Raw genomic sequence first — 16,699 nt, 5'->3', positions numbered from 1 at the left:
GCACCGTTGAACCATGCCGATTCGCCTGCTCGTCGTCGACGACCACCCGCTCGTGCGGGACACCCTGGCGGGCGCGCTGGGCCGCAGTCCGCTGGTCGACGTGGTGGGCGTGGCCTGCGACGGTGCCGAGGCGGTCGAGGCGGCGGTGCGGCTCCTGCCGGACGTGGTCCTGATGGACCTGGTCATGCCGGTCCTGGACGGGGCCGAGGCGACCCGGCGGGTGCTGGAACTCCGTCCGGGGACGCGGGTCGTCGTGCTGACCTCCGCGGTCGGCGGGCGGCAGGAACGGGCGGCCCTGGACGCCGGGGCCGCCGTGATCCTGCGCAAGGACACCGGGATCGACGCGGTGCTCGACGCCGTGGTGACGGTCTCCCCCAAGGTGTGAGCCGCGACCGGGGACGGGGATCGGCTCCCGCGTGCGTCGGCCGGTCACGGCGTGCGTGACACGTCATCTGCCGGTCGGGGTGTGCGTGGTGCGTCATCGGCCGGTCGCGGTGTGCGTGGTACGTCGTCGGCCGGTCGCGGTGTCCGTGGTGCGTCGTCGACCGGTCAAGGTGTGCGTGGTGCGTCATCGACCGGTCAAGGTGTGCGTGGTGCGCGTCGCCGTGTGCGTGGCGCGCCGGCCGGTCACGGTCTCCCGGGCCTCGGCCACCAACGCAGGATCACACGGCCGGTCACCCGGGCGACGGGGACCGGTCCGAACTGCCGGGAGTCCACGGAGTGCCGCCGGTTGTCGCCGAGCACGAAGACGGTGCCGGCCGGTACCCGCGCGGGCCCGAAGTACATGCCGTCGACCGTGCGCGGGTCCACCGCAGGTTCCTCGACGGCACGGCCGTCTATCTCCAGGACCCCGTCCTCGATCGCGACGGTGTCACCGGCCACCGCGACGACCCGTTTGACCAGCGTCGCGCCCGACCCGTCGAACACCACGAGGTCGCCGCGCCGGGGCGGGGCGTCGCGATAGGCCCGGTCGTCCACGAGCAGGTGATCCCCGGACAGCAGCGTCGGCTCCATGCTGGTCGACTCGACCCGCACCGGCTCCACGAGGACGGCCGCGACCACCGCCGCCACGGCCACCGCGGCGAGCAGGGCGGTGCGGAGGACGGCGACGGGTCGTCGTCCTCCGCACCGCCTCGGCCCCCTCACCCAGGCAGGCCGGTCAGACCGACCGTCCACAGCACCGCCCCGATGACGAGGAGTCCGTTGACGGCCCAGGACCGCCCCCGGCCGGACAGGGCACGCACCAGACACGGCAGCGCGGCAAGCCGCAGAAGCATCGCCGCCGTCGCGAACGGACCGGCGCGCAGCGGCTCCTCGCGCGGCCCGGGCGTCGCACCGGCGCGCAGGGCGAGGGCCTGCACGGCGATCAGCAGCCCGAGGACGAGAACCGCGGACAGGATGAAGGGCGTACGCGGATCGACCCATACCCTTCGGGCGAGGGCGAGTTGGACGAGGGCCGCCGCAAGGAACGGCAGGGACACGGCCAGGCCGTGCGCCAGATTCTGCTGGAAGACGACCAGGTCGCCGACGGCCGCCGCGGCACAGAGCAGTGCGCCGAGGCGGCGGGCGGGAACGTACGGGCCGGGTCGCGGGCCCGTCCCGGCGGTGACCGCCTCGACCGGGGGCGCGTCAGTCGATGGAGTCATCGGCGTATCCCAGGGTCGGGGCGGGCCCGGAGGCGGCCGGGGCCGCGTACACCGGGTGGTGTCCGTCGGCGGGCGGCCCGACCCGGAACTGGGCCATCATGTCGTGGTCCTCGTGCACCAGGTTATGGCAGTGGATCATGTAACGCCCGGTGTTCGGGCCGAACTTGACCACCATGCGCACGGTCTCGTTCTCGCCGACGAACACGGTGTCCTTGCCGCCGAGTTCCCACGGGGAAGGCGGCTTGCCGTTGCGGTCCAGGATCTTGAAGTCGACCAGATGGACATGGACCGGGTGCCACCAGCCGCCGGACTTGTTCTCGAACTCCCAGATCTCGACGTCCCCGAGCGCCGGATCGGCCCAGACGTACTCGTAGTCGGAGGCGATCACATCGGCCCAGGTCTTGCCGTTGACGGTCCAGATGCCGTCCTTGCGGATGAACTCGAACTTGCGGGTCTTCTTCGCCATCGCGGCGGTCAGGTCCATCGCCGGGGCGTTCGGGTTCAGCACGTCCGGGACGGAGTTGCCGGACAGGTCGGTGGCATCGCCCGTGACGTCGAAGGCCATCACGTTGCCCGTGGTGTCGAAGTCCTCGACGTTCGGCACGCTGAGGTTCTGGAGCACCACGCGCTGGCCGGCCTTGTACTTGGCGAAGTCGATGACCACCTCGTAGCGTTCGGCGATGCCGTGCCGGTAGCTGGTCACGCTGCGGGGCTGTGGCATCAGGCCCGCGTCCGTGCCGATGAAGACGAACGGGTCGCCGGTGCTCAGCGCGAACCTGTAGCCGCGCGAGATCGAGCCGTTCAGGATCCGGAAGCGGTACTTGCGCCGCTCGACCTTCATCACCGGCCAGGGCCGCCCGTTGACCAGGATCACGTCTCCGAAGATCCCGGAGTGGCCGCCGTCGTCGTACAGCAGCTGTCCGTCGCGGTCGAACATGGCGTCGCGGACGATCAGCGGGACGTCGTAGCGGCCGTGCGGGATCGGCAGCGACTGCTCCAGGGCGTCGTGCATCGTGTACATCGCGGCGAGACCCATGTAGGCGTTCTCGGCCGTGTGGTGCACGCCGTGGTCGTGGTACCAGAGCGTGCGCGCGTCCTGGGAGTTCGGGTAGTGGTAATCCTTGTACTCGCCCGTCCGGGTCACGTCGCTGGCGTAGCCGTCGTACTCCGGCAGCGAGGCCGATCCGTGCAGATGGACCGAGGTCCACGACTCGTACCCCAGGCGCGGATGCACCGCGGGCAGCTGGTTGATGTGCCGTACGACGGCCGGCCGGCCCCGGGTGGCCCGGATCGTCGGGCCGCCGAACGTCCCGTCGTACGACCAGGTCTCGGTCTTCATGCCGGGCAGGATCTCGGTCATGGCGCTGCGCATGGTGACGCTGTAGTAGTCGGTGGTACTCGACCGTGCGACCGGTACCGCCTCGGGCGGTACGGCGAACGGAACGGTGAACGGCTTGGGGAACTTGCTGACGGCGATCCGGTCCGAAGCCGTCTTGGCGCGGACGACGCGTTCGAGCGGCAGCGCCAGCGCCGCGGACGCGAGGACGCCGTATTTCACCAGGTCACGCCTGGACAGCGCGTTGTCGTGCATGTGTTGGGTTCACCCCCATGGTGGGCCGCCGTGACGGCGGCTCGGGCACCCCGCTCTCCCCCATGGAGTCGCGGACGCCCGGGTCTTCTCGGGTTCTCGGGTACGGCGGTGTGTGCCGGATGTACGGGGTGGGGCTCGCGCCGTCGGTGTCGTCCCGGTCGCGGGAAGGCTCGCGGTGTTCCTGAAGCACCGCCGAGGCGAGGTGACCGGACGGACGGGCTGGGCGCGGGCGGCCGGTGGAGGGGGTCCACCGGCCGCCCGGCAGGCAGGGAAGGCCCGCGAAGGAGGGGATACCTTCGGCCGTCCTGCCCTGGCGGGCGCCCCGGCGGTCGGTGTTCGCGGCACGACGAACTCCCCCCGGCGGGGCGCCGGTCGGCCGGCTAACCGTTCGGCACGGTCACCGATTCGAGGACCCCGCCCTTGTCCGAGGAGATGTGGACGGGGCTGGGGTTCCTGGTCGTGGCGGGGCCGGTCCGCAGACGCAGGCTCCAGGTGCCGTTGACGGCGCCCGCGGCGGGCGGCTGCACGATCACGCCGGAAGCGAAGACCTCGCCGTTCGGGCCGCCGATGCGCAGGGTCAACGAGGCCCCGGGGATCGATCCGGTGCCTTCGAGCCGCAGGTCTCCGGACTTCCACTTCGCGAGCGTGATCGCGATCTTGTCGACCGCGGGCGCCTTGGGGGTGACCTCGGCCGGATCGGAAGGGGCGCCACTACCGACCACGTTCACGGCGACGACGGTCACGGTGTACTTCGTGTCGTTCTTCAGCCCGGTCAGCAGCACGCTGGACGCGCCGGCTCCGGCCGTGGTGGTGAGGGGCGCGCCGGAAGCGGGCGTCGCGGTGATCTCGTAGCCGGTGACCGGGGAGGTGCCCACGTCCGCGGGTGCCGTCCACCGCACCGTGGCACTCGCGTTGGAGCCCTGAGCGGTCACCGACTGCGGAGCGCCCGGCGCCTTGGCCGACCCGAAGGTGTACTTCTCCATCCGCGCCTGCGAGGCGTTGCCCGCCGCGTCGAAGGCCACGAACCGCAGGGTTCTGGCCCCGTCGGACGCCTTCAGCTCGAACGGCCCGGTGTAGAGCGTCGCCGCGGGTCCTGTGGTGCCCGCCTCCAGCGGGTCGGAACCGTCGAGCGTGTAGTAGATCTCCGCGCCCGCCTCGTCGGCGCTGAGCGTGACCGTGGTGTCGGCGGTGTACAGCCCGCCGGCGGGCTTGGCCGTGACGGTCGGCGGGGTGGAGTCCGCGGACCCAATGCCGCCGGGCAGCGCGGGCGGCCAGGACTCACCCGCCTCGCCGAACGACCTGACCTCGACCCGCTTGCCCGCGACGGAGCCGGGCAGGGTCACCGAGGTCGCGTCCGGGTCGTTGACGCGGACGCCGGTCTCGCCCTGCACGCCCTTCTTGCTGAGCCGGTCGACGGCCCGCACGGTGTAGCCGAGGATCGGCGCCGCACCGGGGGTCTGCTTGGACGGGGTCCAGCTCACCTCGGTCGTGTCGCCCTGGTCGTGCACCACCACGCCGGTGGGCGAGGCGGGGCCCTGCTGGACCGCCCCGGCCGGGCAGCCGCCCATCCCGGGTCCGCCGACCTCGCCGAACTCCGAGATCGTCACGCCCTGGGTGTTCCCGTCGGGGTCCTGGTCCTGCCAGCTCGACACGGTGTACAGACCGTCGGCCGCCACGGCCGCGGTCTTCTCGTTCAGGAACTCGTACGTGGCGGTGAAGCCGCCGTCCGCGGCCACCCGCAGCCCGGAGGAGTAGCCGCCCTTGGGCGCGTTGGCCAGGGCACCGGGTACGGCCCGTACGTCACGCCGTGCCACCTCGGTGGTGCGCAGGGCCGGTTCGATGATCCGGTGCTCCAGGAACGCCGGGTCGACCTCGGGTCCGAGCCGCCCCTGGATCACCAGGGTGGTCGGCGTGGTCAGGGCGCCGCCGGTCACACCGATGTCGAGGGCCGTGGCGTCGGCTGCCACGGTGCCGCCGAACCGCACCGACACGACGTCACCGGCGCGGATGTCGGGCGTCACCTGGAGTCCGCCGCCCGCGCCCCAGCACAGGCCGCCGGGGTGGTTCACCTCGATGGCCGGGTTGCCCGCCGCGATCGACTCGGCCGAGGCCATCGTGCCGCTCGCCGAACCGACGAGGCCGACGTGCGGGCGCTGCACCTCGATGGTGACCTGCTTGCCCGCGTACTCGGAGAACCCGTCGACCGAGACGAAGTCCCGGTCCGGGAAGATGGTGATGTTGTCCGGGAAGGCCGGGACGGCCGCGTGGGCGGTGACCGGCGCGACCGAAGCGCTGATCACCATGCCGGAGATGACGAGGCCGGCGGCGGTGGCCTTACGCCTGCCCCCGCCCCGCGCGAACTTACTCATGACGACTTCCCCTCCTTGGCCGTACCCGGACCGGGCTGCGCCGGGCGGTCGGCAGCGATGAGCGGACGCCAGCCTGCCCAACGCGCCGCCGTCCCGGCAGCCTTGTCTTGGGCACCCGCCCATCCCCAATCTGGAGGGGTCGTCGTCGCGGGGCCGCGCAGCCCGGGAGGCCGGGGATGCCTCAGCGGTCGTCGCCGCCGTGGCCGCCCCGGTGCCGGCCGCGGCCACGCCCGCCGTCGTCACCGGCGTGACCGCTCCCGCCGTGGTCCTCCCCCACGCTCGGGTGGTCCTCCCCCACGCTCGGGTGGTCGTCCCCCACGCCCCGGTGGTCGTCACCGCCGGCGTGGACGCCGTGGTCGTCCCCCGGGGCGTCGTCCCGTCCGCGGGTTCCGCGACCGCGGCGGTCGTCTCCGGAGGCGGGCGCACCACGGTCGTCTCCGGCCGTGGGCGTGCCACGGTCGTCACCGCCGGTGGGCGCGCCGCGGTCGTCACCGGAAGTGGGCGTGCCGTGGTCGTCGGTTCCCTGACGCGCGCCGTGGTCATCTCCCCGGCGGTCGTCGCCGCCGCGCCGGTCCAGGGACGCCGACGACGGTGTCGTCGTGGGTGCGGGCGAGGCCGTGGCGGACGGCCGGTCCTCGGGACCGCCGCCGTGCCGGTCGGTGCCGCCCGTCGCGAGCGCCGAGTACCCTCCGCCGCCGACGAGTACGGCGGCCACGAGGGCGGTGGTGATGGAAGCGGTGCGCTTCATGTCGAGCCTCCCCGGCCGGACGACTGCCCGGCCTGTTCGTTTCTGTGTCCTGGCTGTTGGATGACGCCAAGGTGCCCGGGCGAAGCTGAAGGGGACCTGAAGCCACCTGAAGATCCCTTCAGGTTCCGTTTGGGAGGCTGGGCACATGCGCCTGTTGATCGTGGAGGACGAGAGGCGGCTCGCGCTCTCGTTGGCGAAGGGCCTGCGGGCCGAGGGTTTCGCCGTGGACGTCGTCCACGACGGCAACGAGGGCCTGCGCCTGGCCTCCGAGGGCGTGTACGACCTGGTGCTGCTCGACATCATGCTGCCGGGCCTGAACGGCTATCGCGTCTGCGCGGCCCTGCGCGCGGCCGGCCACGACGTGCCGATCCTGATGCTCACGGCCAAGGACGGTGAGTACGACGAGGCGGAAGGCCTGGACACCGGCGCCGACGACTACCTGACGAAGCCGTTCTCGTACGTCGTCCTGGTGGCGCGCGTCAAGGCGCTGCTGCGCCGCAGAGGTTCCTCCGGCGCGTCACCGGTCCTGCGTGTCGGAGGGCTCGTCGTCGACACGGCCACCCGCCGGGTGTGCCGGGACGAGACCGAAGTGCCGCTCACCGCGAAGGAGTTCGCCGTTCTGGAGCAGCTCGTGACACGGGCGGGGCAGGTGGTCGGCAAGCCCGAGATCCTCGAACACGTCTGGGACTTCGCGTACGACGGCGACCCGAACATCGTCGAGGTGTACGTCAGCACGCTGCGCCGGAAACTCGGCACGGAGACGATCCAGACCGTGCGCGGCGCCGGCTACCGGCTGGTGACCTCGTGACCCGGCGGCCGTTCGGGTCCGTCAAGGCCACGATGGTCCTGTGGGCCACCGCGGTGGTGACGGTCGCGCTGGTGGGCGCCGGGGTCGCGGTGCTGGCGTCCCTGCGGGTGAACCTCACCGAGCAGGCGCAGGGCGAGGCCAACGACACGGCCCGCAGGATCGCCCTCGGGGTCGCCACCTGGCGCGGGGGCGACGCCCGGCTCGTGCTGCCCGAGGGGGCCCGGGAGGGAGTCCCCGTGCAGGTGACGGACGAGGAGGGCCGTCTGCTGGCCGTGGGTGGCGGGCTGGAGAGCATCAGCGGCACCGGTGTGACGGCCGTGCGTGTGCCGCGGACCGCCCCTTCCTCCACCGCGCCTTCTGCCGGCGTGGCCGCTTCCCCGACGCCGGTCCCGGCGCCCGCCGCGCAGCTCGGCACCGCGACCGCCGACGACCACGGGGGCGGGCATGGCCGGGGGCGCGGTCGGAGCGGCGACGACGGCGCCTCGGACGACACCGGTTCGGGCGGCGGTGGTTCGGACGACCACGGGACGGACGACCACGGCTCGGTCGGCGGCCCGACGCCCCAGGCGGGCGACCCGGCCATCGGGACCATCGGCGACACCGTCCAGGAGGGCTCCGGCCACGCCGTGATCGACGGGCGCGATGCCCCGTACCGCTTCGCCACCGTCAAGGCCACCGATCTCGGCGGGCGGACGGTGCTCGTCCACGCGGGCGCCGCCCTGACGGCGCGCGAGAGCGCCGTCCGCAGCGCCGCGGCGGCGATGTTGGCGGGACTGCCGCTGATCCTGCTGGTCGTCGGTGGTGTGACCTGGCTGGTGACACGGCGTGCCCTGGCCCCCGTCGAGGGCATCCGGCGCGAGATGGCGGCGATCACCGCTTCCGAGGACCTCTCCCGGCGCGTTCCGGAACCCGCGTCGCACGACGAGGTGGCTCGTCTGGCCCGCACGACCAACGAGACGCTCACCGCGCTGGAGGCCGCCGTCGACCGCCAGCGCCGTTTCGTGGCCGACGCCTCCCACGAGCTGCGCAGCCCCATCGCCTCGCTGCGCACGCAGCTCGAAGTGGGCTCGGCGCACCCGCAGTTGCTGGACGTGCCCGGCGCGGTCAAGGACACGGAGCGGTTGCAGCACCTCGCGGCCGATCTGCTGCTGCTCGCGCGGCTCGACGCCGGGGAACGGCCGGGGCAGGGACGGGTCGACCTCGGCGAACTGGTCCGCGAGGAGACGCGCCGTCGCCCCCGGGGCCGGGCACCGGTGTCCTTCCCTTCCGGCGGGGCTGGGCAAGTGACGGGCTCACGCGGCCAGTTGGCGCGGGTGATCGGCAACCTCCTGGACAACGCGCAGCGGCACGCGCACACCGAGGTCGTCGTGGGAGTGAAGGACGAGGGCGACCAGGTCGTGCTCACGGTCGCGGACGACGGCGGCGGTGTGCCGGGTGCCGAACGTGAGCGGATCTTCGAGCGGTTCGTACGGCTGGACGACGCGCGCGCCCGCGACGACGGCGGCGCGGGGCTGGGCCTCGCCATCGCCCGCGACGTGGCGCTGCGCCATGGCGGCACGCTCACCGTGGGCGAGGCTGCGTCCGGAGGGGCACTGTTCGAACTGCGCCTGCCGGCCGGGGCCGTCCCGCCGCCTCCCGCACACCCGACCGCGGAGCGGGCTCAGGAGTCCTGACGGGCCGCGATCCCTACCCACTCCTGAGACGCCGAAACGGCTGGGAGCCTGTTCACGGCGGTATCAGGGCGCCCCGGGCGTCGTGTTGTCGGCAACAGACCTCGCGTGAAACAAGTCACGGCTGCGCGCTGTGCCAAACAGGCTGCTCCTCCATGTAAGTTCCTGCGTCCAAGGGGCGTGGACTCCCCCTGATCGAACATTCGTGCCGCACATCTGCGCCCCTCCGAGGGAGACATCGCCATGCCCGCACAAGAATCGGCCCACCACCCGCCCCAGCACATCGGAGTGGTGGCCGAGTCCACTCCCGGGGAGACCCGTGTCGCGGCGACCCCCGCCACCGTGCGTCAGTTGGTGGGGCTGGGCTACGAGGTCGTCGTCGAGTCGGACGCCGGAACGGCGTCGGGTTTCACGGACGAGGCCTACTGCGAGGCGGGCGCACGGATCGGCGACGCCTGGCGGACGGACGTCGTGCTCAAGGTCAACTCCCCGTCGTCGGGTGAGATCGCGCGCGTACCCGACGGCGCCACGCTGATCGGGCTGATCGGTCCGGCCCAGCGGGCGGACCTCCTCGACGAGCTCGCGAACCGCCCCATCACCGTACTGGCGCTGGACGCGGTACCGCGCATCTCGCGTGCGCAGTCCATGGACGTGCTCAGCTCCATGGCCAACATCGCCGGCTACCGGGCCGTGATCGAGGCGGCGCACGTGTTCGGGCGCTTCTTCACGGGCCAGGTGACGGCCGCGGGAAAGGTGCCGCCGGCGAAGGTGCTGGTGGCCGGGGCCGGTGTCGCCGGGCTGGCCGCCATCGGCGCGGCCTCCAGTCTCGGAGCGATCGTCCGGGCGACCGACCCACGGCCCGAAGTGGCCGACCAGGTGAAGTCGTTGGGCGGCGAATACCTCGGGGTGAACGTCGCCCAGGAGGCGAGCACCGACGGCTACGCGAAGGCGACCTCCGCCGACTACGACCGTGCCGCGGCCGAGCTGTACCACCAGCAGGCGCAGGACGTCGACATCGTCGTCACCACCGCGCTGATCCCGGGGCGGCCCGCCCCGCGTCTGCTGACGGAGGAGGACGTGGCGGCGATGAAGCCCGGCAGTGTCATCGTCGACATGGCCGCCGCGCAGGGCGGCAACGTCGCGGGGACCGTCGCGGGCCGCATCGTGGTCACCGACAACGACGTGACCATCATCGGGTACACCGACCTCGCGTCCCGGCTGCCCACCCAGGCCTCGCAGTTGTTCGGCACCAACCTGGTGAACCTGCTCAAGCTGCTGACGCCCGGCAAGGACGGGCGTCTGGTCGTCGACTTCGACGACGTGGTCCAGCGGGCGGTGACCGTGGTGCGCGACGGCGAGGTCACCTGGCCCCCGCCGCCGGTGGCCGTCTCGGCCCCCGCGGCCCCCCAGCCCGCTCCCGTGGCCGCCGCGCAGCCGAAGGAGTCGCGGCTGGGTCCGTCGGCCCGGTTCGCCCTGATCGGCGCCGGCATGCTGGCGATGTTCGCGCTGGTCGCCTTCGCGCCGGCCCAACTCGCGGCGAACTTCACGGTGTTCACGCTGGCGGTGGTGATCGGCTACTACGTGATCGGCAAGGTGCACCACGCGTTGCACACCCCGTTGATGTCCGTCACCAACGCGATCTCCGGGATCGTGGTGATCGGAGCGCTGCTTCAGATCGGGCACGAGAGCGTGGTCGTCACGACGCTCTCGTTCGTGGCGATCCTGCTGACCAGCGTGAACATCTTCGGCGGCTTCGCCGTCACCCGCCGCATGCTGTCCATGTTCTCGAAGGGCTGAGCCGTCATGACGTCAACCACAGCCTCACACGCGGCGGACCTGGTCGCCGCCCTGCTGTTCATCCTCAGCCTGGCGGGGCTGTCCCAGCACCGCACCTCCCGCGCCGGTGTCGTGTACGGCATCGCCGGGATGGCCTTGGCCCTGGTCGCCACCGTCGTTCTCGCGGCGCAGAGCATCACCGCGGGCGCGGTCACGCTGATCGTCGTCGCGATGGTGCTGGGCGCCGGAATCGGCATCTGGCGGGCACGGCAGGTCGAGATGACCCAGATGCCCGAACTCATCGCCGTGCTGCACAGCTTCGTCGGCCTCGCCGCGGTGCTGGTCGGCTGGAACAGCTACCTGGAGGTCGAGGCGCACGGTGCCGCGCAGACCCATGTGACGGCCGACCTGCTGGGGATCCACCACGCCGAGGTGTTCATCGGCATCTTCATCGGCGCGGTGACCTTCACCGGCTCCATCGTCGCGTTCCTCAAGCTGTCGGCGCGCATCAAGTCCCGTCCGCTCGTCCTGCCGGGCAAGAACGCGCTCAATGTCGCGGCGCTGGCTGCTTTCGTGGCGCTGACGGTCTGGTTCACGATCACGCCGAGCCTGGGTCTGATGATCGCTGTGACCGTGCTCGCGCTCGTCCTGGGCTGGCACCTCGTCGCCTCGATCGGCGGCGGCGACATGCCGGTCGTCGTCTCCATGCTCAACAGCTACTCCGGCTGGGCCGCCGCGGCGGCGGGATTCCTGCTCGACAACAACCTGCTGATCGTCACGGGCGCGCTCGTCGGATCGTCGGGCGCCTACCTGTCGTACATCATGTGCAAGGCGATGAACCGTTCCTTCTTCTCGGTCATCGCAGGCGGGTTCGGCATCGAGGCGCCCTCGGGCGGGGACGAGGAGCAGGGTGAGCACCGCGAGGTCCACGCCCAGGAGGTGGCCGAGCTGCTGACGCAGGCCCGCTCGGTCGTGATCACCCCCGGCTACGGCATGGCCGTGGCCCAGGCCCAGCACCCGGTCGCCGAACTCACGCGCCAGCTGCGGGAGCGCGGTGTGGAGGTCCGCTTCGGCGTCCACCCCGTGGCCGGCCGGCTGCCCGGGCACATGAACGTGCTCCTGGCCGAGGCCAAGGTGCCGTACGACATCGTCCTGGAGATGGACGAGATCAACGACGACCTCGCCGACACCTCCGTCGTCCTGGTCATCGGTGCCAACGACACGGTCAACCCGGCCGCGGAGGATGATCCGGGCAGCCCGATCGCGGGCATGCCGGTGCTGCGGGTGTGGGAGGCGGAGCACGTCGTCGTCTTCAAGCGCTCGATGGCCTCCGGCTACGCGGGCGTGCAGAACCCGCTGTTCTTCCGGGAGAACAGCGGCATGCTGTTCGGCGACGCCAAGCAGAGCGTCGAGGACATCCTTCGCGCCCTCCCCTCCGACCCGCGCGCCCAGGCGTCGAGCGAGGCCGCTCTCGCCCGCTGACGCCCGCGCCCCGCGCATGGCCGCGTCCTCGTCACCGGCCCTGTCTCCCACGACGGCCCACCGGCTGCCCCCCTCACCCCCGAGTGCGGGAGGGCGGCCGGTGGGCCGCTGGCGTTCCTTGGCGAACGGCTAGCCGATACGGGTTCCGGCGCCGCTCACCCGGACACGCGGGTCGCCCGCGCGCAGTGTCACCGTGAGCTCGCCGGGGCGGCCCAGGTCCTCGCCCTGGTGCAGGGTCAGGACGGCGTCCTCGGGAACGAGGCCGAGTTCACGGACGTACGCACCGAACGCGGCGGCCGCGGCACCGGTCGCCGGGTCCTCCACGACACCGCCGACGGGGAACGGGTCCCGGACGTGGAAGACATCGGCCGACTCGCGCCAGACGAGCTGGACCGTGGTCAGGTCAAGGCGGTGCATCAGGGCTTCGAGGCGGGCGAAGTCGTAGGCGAGATCGGCGAGCCGGGCGCGCGTGGCCGCAGCGAGGACCAGGTGGCGGGCCCCGGCGAACGCGATCCGGGGCGGGAAGGCCGGGTCGAGGTCGGTGTCCGGCCAGCCGAGCGCGGCGAGCGCCTCGTCGAGGTCGGCGGCGTCGATCCCGTCGAGGTGCGGCTCCACGCTGGTGAGTGTGGCCCGGACGGTTCCGTGTTCCTGGACCACACTGACCGGCACGATGCCGGCCTGTGTGCTGAAGACCAGCTCTCCGGGTCCGATCCGCTCGGCGAGCGCGATGGCGGAGGCGACGGTGGCGTGCCCGCAGAACGGCACCTCCGCCTTCGGGCTGAAGTAGCGGACGCCGTAGGCCCGCCCCTCGTGTCCTTCGAGCCCGTCCGGGAGCGCGGTCAGGAAGGCCGACTCGGAGTATCCGAGGTCGGCGGCGATCGCGAGCATGTCACCGGCGTCCAGGTGCGTGGCGTCCAGGACGACGCCGGCGGGGTTTCCGCCCTCGGGTTCGGCGGAGAAGGCGGTGTAGCGCAGTACCTCGGGCCGCGGCGCATTCGTAGTCATGATCATCAAAACAGGGGGCATCCGCCGGCTATTCCGGGGCGGGTGTCCGGGTTCCTCGGCGGGCATCGGGGTTCCTTCAGCCCTGTGTCTTCGGGGGCGGCGGAGGAGAGCGCCCCCTGTCCTCCCGGCGGTGCCGGTTGACCTTGACACCGTGGCAAGGACTTCACTGCCTGCCGAGGAGGTGGTCTCGATGACGGTCACGGGACAGGACACGGATCAGGTACGCATGCTTCGGGCGCTGGAGCACGGCAGCTCGTCCGTACGGCTGCGGGCGGCCCTCGCGGTCGGCACCGCGCCCGATCCGCTCTTCGTCGCCGAGCTCGTACGGCGCTGCGCGGTGGAGCCCGAGTTCTTCGTCCGCGACATGCTGACCTGGGCGCTCACCCGCCACCCGGTGTCCGTGACACTGCCGGCGCTGCTCGGCGAAGTCCGCTCCGACCGTGCGCAGGCACGCAGCCAGGCACTGCACACGCTGTCCAAGATCGGGGACCGGCGGGCATGGCCGGCGATCACGCCCGCCCTGCTCCACGACCCCGAGGACGAGGTCGCCCGGAGCGCCTGGCGCGCCTCGGTCGTCCTCGCCCCGCCCGGCGAAGAAGCCGTACTGGCGGCGGAGTTGGCGAAGCAGCTCGGACGCGGCGGCAAGGAGACGCACCTGAGCCTCAGCCAGGCTCTGGTGGCGCTGGGCGATGTCGTCGTGCCCGTCCTGCTTGCCGCGACAGCGGCTCCGCACCCGCGCGTACGGGCGCACGCGCTCGCCACGGAGCGGCTGTTGCGCGATCCGGACGCCGGATTCGAGTCGGCCGTCGAGGAGGCGAAGCGCGTCGCGGTCCTGGACGGGCCCGGACACGAGGGACGATAGGGCGTGTTGATCGGTGAGGTGGCGCGACGGTCCGGTGTCAGTGCCCGCATGCTGCGGCACTACGAGTCGCTGGGTCTGGTGCACCCTTCGGGGCGGACCGGTTCCGGCTACCGGGAGTACTCCGGGGACGACATCCGGCGGATCTTCCACATCGAGAGTCTGCGCTCCCTCGGGCTGTCCCTGCGCGAGATCGGGCGCGCGCTCGACGATCCCGGGTTCGCCCCCTCGTCGCTCGTCGGCGGTCTCATCGGTCGGACCCGCGAACGCATCGCGGCGGAGAGCGAGTTGCTCACACGACTGCACAGGATCCAGGACGCGGAACCCGCCGACTGGGAGGACGTGCTCCAAGTCGTCGCGCTGCTCAACGCGTTGACGTCGAAGAGCGCCGACGCTCGGCAGCGTGCGGCGCTGTCCTCGGCCGGCGAGGTGCCGGTGCCGGTGGAGGCTCTGGTCGAGGCCGTTCTCGGCGAGTCGGAGCCGAACGTCGCCGGGGCCCTTCGATGGGCACTGGCGCGCTCCGGCGACCGCGGAGCTGCGCTGCTCGCGGAGGGCCTGGATTCACCGGAGGCCGCGGTGCGGGAACGCGCCGTACGGTCGCTCGCCGAGATGCCCGGCGCCGAGGCCGCCGCCTGTCTGCGAACGGCCCTCGCGGACTCCGACTCCCGGGTCCGCGGACACGCGGCGCTGGCACTGGGGGCGCGCGGGGCGGCCGATGCCGTGCCGACCCTCGTCGACATGATCGTGGAGGGGTGCAACGACACCGAGGCGGCGGACGCGCTGAGCGTGCTGGCGAGCGACCCCGCCACGGCGGACCGGCTCGCGAGCGGGCTCCTCGACCGGCTCGCCGCCCCCGCCACGGAGGCGCCCGCACGCGGACGGCTGACCCAGGCACTGGCGGGCATCCCGGGAACGAGGGCCACGGACGCGCTGGTGGAACTGTCGGCGGACCAGGATCGCGCCGTCGCCCTGACCGCGGCCTACGTCCTTCGACTGCGCGACGGACGGTGAGCGACGGGAGACGGGCGAGGTGTCCTCGCCCGGGACGACGTCACGAGGGCGGGGCGGTCCCGGTGCGCAGGTCCGACGGGGCCGCCCCGGTGCGCTGGTCCCGACGGGGCGGACGCGGTGCGCTGGTCCCGACGGGGCGGACGCGGTGCCGCCGAGGGCCGGGGGCGCGACCGGGAGAGCCCCGCCCTCGTCGTCGCTCCGTCAGCGGCCGTCGATCAAGAGGTACTGGCCCTGGCCGTCGAACTCGACGCGGCAGCTCAGGTTGCCCTCGGCGGAGCAGTTCGGCGCCACCTTCCCGTCGGAGGTGACCGTCGCGGTGATGCGGACCTGCCCGGCGCTGCCGTCGGACGCGTACACGGCCGTGGAGGGGCCGTCGATCGGCACATTGACGAGGTAGTTCGGGTAGATGGCGCGGGGATAGTCTCCGCTGCCTTCGTGCGACGCGAGCTGCACCCCCTGGAACGGCACGCGGGTGCCCGCGACGATACGCACCACCGCCACGCTCGCGCCGGGGGCGCCGACTCCCGTCGACGGGGCTCCGTTCCCGTTGCCCGAGCCGACGACGTTGTCGTGGCCCACGTTGAAGATGTCGCCGTCCGCGCGCTGGTTCACGTTGTTGATGACGACGAGGGGTCCGTCGCCCTTGCCCGCGGCGACGGCGGACGCGGCGGCGGTGCAGGGCAGGGCGACGAGGACCGAGGCGAGCAGTGCGGCGGCCCTGGCAACTGCGCGGTTCACAGATCGTTCCTTCGCGTTCGTCCGTTGGGTTCGAACACGACCGTAGGAACCGCGCAACCGCTCGTGCCGCATCGTCGCCCGCCCGGGTGGTGTCGCTGCGCCGATCGCTCCACCGCGGCGGGTCCCGCGCCCGGGACACCTGAGTACGCGTCCCTGGCGATCCTGCGTGTAACAGGCCTGTACTACAGATCGGCCGGGCGGAACGGGGTGCCGGGGCCCGAGGCTCTTGCTGGTCACAGACGCTCGCTCCCGGCGAGCCGCCGGCACCACCGACCGACACTGGGGAAGAAACCATGCGCGTTCACCAGCTCACCCTCGCCGCTCTGGCCGTTGTCGCGGGTCTCTCGCTCACGGCCTGCCAGAACGGGGACGACGGTACGGGGCAGAGCGCGCCGCCTTCCCCGGCCGGCTCGGCGTCCACGAACGGTGGTTCGGGTCAGGGCGGCGCTTCCGCCTCGGGCGGTTCGGACCAGGGTGGCGGGACCGGTGGCACCGGGAAGGGTTCCGCGGGCAAGGGGACGGAGAGCGGGACGGGTTCCAACGGGGGCGCCCAGGTCGCCAGGTGTCACACGGACGCGTTGGAGATCACGGCGAAGGAGAACACCATCAGCGGCGACCCCGACGGAACGGTCGTCGTCCAGCTGAAGAACCGCGGCGGCAGCGCCTGCGCGATCTCCGGGTACGCGGGCGTCGACCTGAAGACCGCCTCGGGGACCGTGTCCGCGAAGCGCACGGGTCAGCAGGCAACCCGGTCGGTCCTCAAGAGCGGGCAGTCGACCGCCTTCGGCATCACCTACCCGCTCAACACGACGGGCGGCTCCGGCGTCCGCATCACGGGTCTGCTGGTGACCCCGCCGAACGAGACCAAGACGGTCGCCCTGGCCTGGCCGGGCGGTGCCTCGCTGCCGGTCACGGACGGCTCCGGCACCCCGGTGAAGGTCGGCCCGGTCGGAAGCGCCGGCCAGGGCGGCTGACAGGGCGGCTGACCGGCACCAC

At 72.4% G+C, this 16,699-nt stretch carries 15 protein-coding genes; 8 read left to right on the top strand and 7 right to left on the bottom strand.

The annotated features are described in order from the left end of the window. Nucleotides 1-13 precede the first annotated feature (13 nt). Complete coding sequence (locus WJM95_RS32325) at nt 14-385, top strand: response regulator transcription factor (RefSeq protein WP_339134197.1); 372 nt, start codon at nt 14-16, stop codon at nt 383-385. Between the two features lie 242 nt (nt 386-627). Here the strand turns inward: WJM95_RS32325 and lepB are convergent, their stop codons facing one another. The 5 genes from lepB to WJM95_RS32300 form a co-directional block, all read right to left on the bottom strand. After that, on the bottom strand, nt 628-1,146 hold the full coding sequence (gene lepB / locus WJM95_RS32320; protein ID WP_339134195.1) for a signal peptidase I: 519 nt from the start codon (nt 1,144-1,146) through the stop codon (nt 628-630). Then, the gene (locus WJM95_RS32315; RefSeq protein ID WP_339134193.1) at nt 1,143-1,646 is read right to left on the bottom strand and encodes a hypothetical protein; all 504 of its coding nucleotides are present in this window, start codon (nt 1,644-1,646) and stop codon (nt 1,143-1,145) included. Before WJM95_RS32315 ends, lepB begins: the two co-directional genes overlap by 4 nt. After that, nucleotides 1,630-3,237, bottom strand: coding sequence for a multicopper oxidase domain-containing protein (locus WJM95_RS32310; RefSeq protein WP_339134191.1), 1,608 nt, complete (start codon nt 3,235-3,237; stop codon nt 1,630-1,632). Before WJM95_RS32310 ends, WJM95_RS32315 begins: the two co-directional genes overlap by 17 nt. A gap of 380 nt (nt 3,238-3,617) precedes the next feature. Next, entirely contained in the window at nt 3,618-5,606 is a 1,989-nt protein-coding gene (locus tag WJM95_RS32305) for a fibronectin type III domain-containing protein (RefSeq protein WP_339134189.1), read from the bottom strand. Nucleotides 5,607-5,787: 181 nt separating this feature from the next. Further along, nucleotides 5,788-6,354, bottom strand: a complete 567-nt coding sequence (locus WJM95_RS32300) for a hypothetical protein (RefSeq protein ID WP_339134187.1) — start codon at nt 6,352-6,354, stop codon at nt 5,788-5,790. Nucleotides 6,355-6,499: 145 nt separating this feature from the next. Here WJM95_RS32300 and WJM95_RS32295 point away from each other — a divergent pair, with 145 nt between their 5' ends. The 4 genes from WJM95_RS32295 to pntB all read left to right on the top strand — a co-directional run bounded on the left by WJM95_RS32295 (nt 6,500) and on the right by pntB (nt 12,090). After that, on the top strand, nt 6,500-7,162 hold the full coding sequence (locus WJM95_RS32295; RefSeq protein WP_339134185.1) for a response regulator transcription factor: 663 nt from the start codon (nt 6,500-6,502) through the stop codon (nt 7,160-7,162). Between the two features lie 32 nt (nt 7,163-7,194). After that, complete coding sequence (locus tag WJM95_RS32290; protein ID WP_339135992.1) at nt 7,195-8,835, top strand: HAMP domain-containing sensor histidine kinase; 1,641 nt, start codon at nt 7,195-7,197, stop codon at nt 8,833-8,835. Between the two features lie 240 nt (nt 8,836-9,075). Further along, nucleotides 9,076-10,629 (top strand): Re/Si-specific NAD(P)(+) transhydrogenase subunit alpha, encoded by a 1,554-nt coding sequence (locus WJM95_RS32285; RefSeq protein WP_339134183.1) that lies wholly within the window; start codon nt 9,076-9,078, stop codon nt 10,627-10,629. Between the two features lie 6 nt (nt 10,630-10,635). Further along, on the top strand, nt 10,636-12,090 hold the full coding sequence (gene pntB / locus WJM95_RS32280) for a Re/Si-specific NAD(P)(+) transhydrogenase subunit beta (RefSeq protein WP_339134181.1): 1,455 nt from the start codon (nt 10,636-10,638) through the stop codon (nt 12,088-12,090). Between the two features lie 129 nt (nt 12,091-12,219). Here the strand turns inward: pntB and WJM95_RS32275 are convergent, their stop codons facing one another. Then, complete coding sequence (locus WJM95_RS32275; protein ID WP_339134179.1) at nt 12,220-13,095, bottom strand: PhzF family phenazine biosynthesis isomerase; 876 nt, start codon at nt 13,093-13,095, stop codon at nt 12,220-12,222. Nucleotides 13,096-13,285: 190 nt separating this feature from the next. Between WJM95_RS32275 and WJM95_RS32270 the strand changes: the two genes are divergently transcribed. Both WJM95_RS32270 and WJM95_RS32265 read left to right on the top strand, forming a co-directional pair. Further along, nucleotides 13,286-13,957, top strand: coding sequence for a HEAT repeat domain-containing protein (locus WJM95_RS32270; protein WP_339135990.1), 672 nt, complete (start codon nt 13,286-13,288; stop codon nt 13,955-13,957). A gap of 3 nt (nt 13,958-13,960) precedes the next feature. Then, nucleotides 13,961-14,965: a HEAT repeat domain-containing protein gene (locus WJM95_RS32265; RefSeq protein WP_339134177.1), complete on the top strand. Its 1,005-nt coding sequence runs from the start codon at nt 13,961-13,963 to the stop codon at nt 14,963-14,965. 201 nt (nt 14,966-15,166) lie between these two features. On the opposite strand, the gene WJM95_RS32260 is transcribed toward WJM95_RS32265, so the two are convergent. After that, nucleotides 15,167-15,703 carry a hypothetical protein gene (locus WJM95_RS32260; protein ID WP_339134175.1) on the bottom strand — a complete coding sequence of 179 codons (537 nt, stop codon included), beginning with the start codon at nt 15,701-15,703 and terminating at the stop codon, nt 15,167-15,169. A gap of 293 nt (nt 15,704-15,996) precedes the next feature. On the opposite strand from WJM95_RS32260, the gene WJM95_RS32255 reads away from it, so the two are divergent. Further along, nucleotides 15,997-16,677, top strand: coding sequence for a DUF4232 domain-containing protein (locus WJM95_RS32255; RefSeq protein ID WP_339134173.1), 681 nt, complete (start codon nt 15,997-15,999; stop codon nt 16,675-16,677). Nucleotides 16,678-16,699 lie beyond the last annotated feature (22 nt).

The sequence above is a fragment of the Streptomyces sp. f51 genome (assembly GCF_037940415.1).
Lineage (GTDB): Bacteria > Actinomycetota > Actinomycetes > Streptomycetales > Streptomycetaceae > Streptomyces.
Note: the sequence above shows the minus strand (reverse complement) of the source record. Positions and strands in the feature narration are given on the sequence as shown.

What these genes read in the sequence shown, in the direction of transcription:
- WJM95_RS32290 (WP_339135992.1), top strand. Translation starts at nt 7,195, where the DNA reads ATGGTCCTGTGGGCCACCGCGGTGGTGACGGTCGCGCTGGTGGGCGCC.
- WJM95_RS32295 (WP_339134185.1), top strand. Translation starts at nt 6,500, where the DNA reads ATGCGCCTGTTGATCGTGGAGGACGAGAGGCGGCTCGCGCTCTCGTTG.
- WJM95_RS32315 (WP_339134193.1), bottom strand. Translation starts at nt 1,646, where the DNA reads ATGACTCCATCGACTGACGCGCCCCCGGTCGAGGCGGTCACCGCCGGG.
- WJM95_RS32270 (WP_339135990.1), top strand. Translation starts at nt 13,286, where the DNA reads ATGACGGTCACGGGACAGGACACGGATCAGGTACGCATGCTTCGGGCG.
- WJM95_RS32310 (WP_339134191.1), bottom strand. Translation starts at nt 3,237, where the DNA reads ATGCACGACAACGCGCTGTCCAGGCGTGACCTGGTGAAATACGGCGTC.
- WJM95_RS32305 (WP_339134189.1), bottom strand. Translation starts at nt 5,606, where the DNA reads ATGAGTAAGTTCGCGCGGGGCGGGGGCAGGCGTAAGGCCACCGCCGCC.
- pntB (WP_339134181.1), top strand. Translation starts at nt 10,636, where the DNA reads ATGACGTCAACCACAGCCTCACACGCGGCGGACCTGGTCGCCGCCCTG.
- WJM95_RS32300 (WP_339134187.1), bottom strand. Translation starts at nt 6,354, where the DNA reads ATGAAGCGCACCGCTTCCATCACCACCGCCCTCGTGGCCGCCGTACTC.
- WJM95_RS32285 (WP_339134183.1), top strand. Translation starts at nt 9,076, where the DNA reads ATGCCCGCACAAGAATCGGCCCACCACCCGCCCCAGCACATCGGAGTG.
- WJM95_RS32275 (WP_339134179.1), bottom strand. Translation starts at nt 13,095, where the DNA reads ATGACTACGAATGCGCCGCGGCCCGAGGTACTGCGCTACACCGCCTTC.
- WJM95_RS32255 (WP_339134173.1), top strand. Translation starts at nt 15,997, where the DNA reads ATGCGCGTTCACCAGCTCACCCTCGCCGCTCTGGCCGTTGTCGCGGGT.
- WJM95_RS32325 (WP_339134197.1), top strand. Translation starts at nt 14, where the DNA reads ATGCCGATTCGCCTGCTCGTCGTCGACGACCACCCGCTCGTGCGGGAC.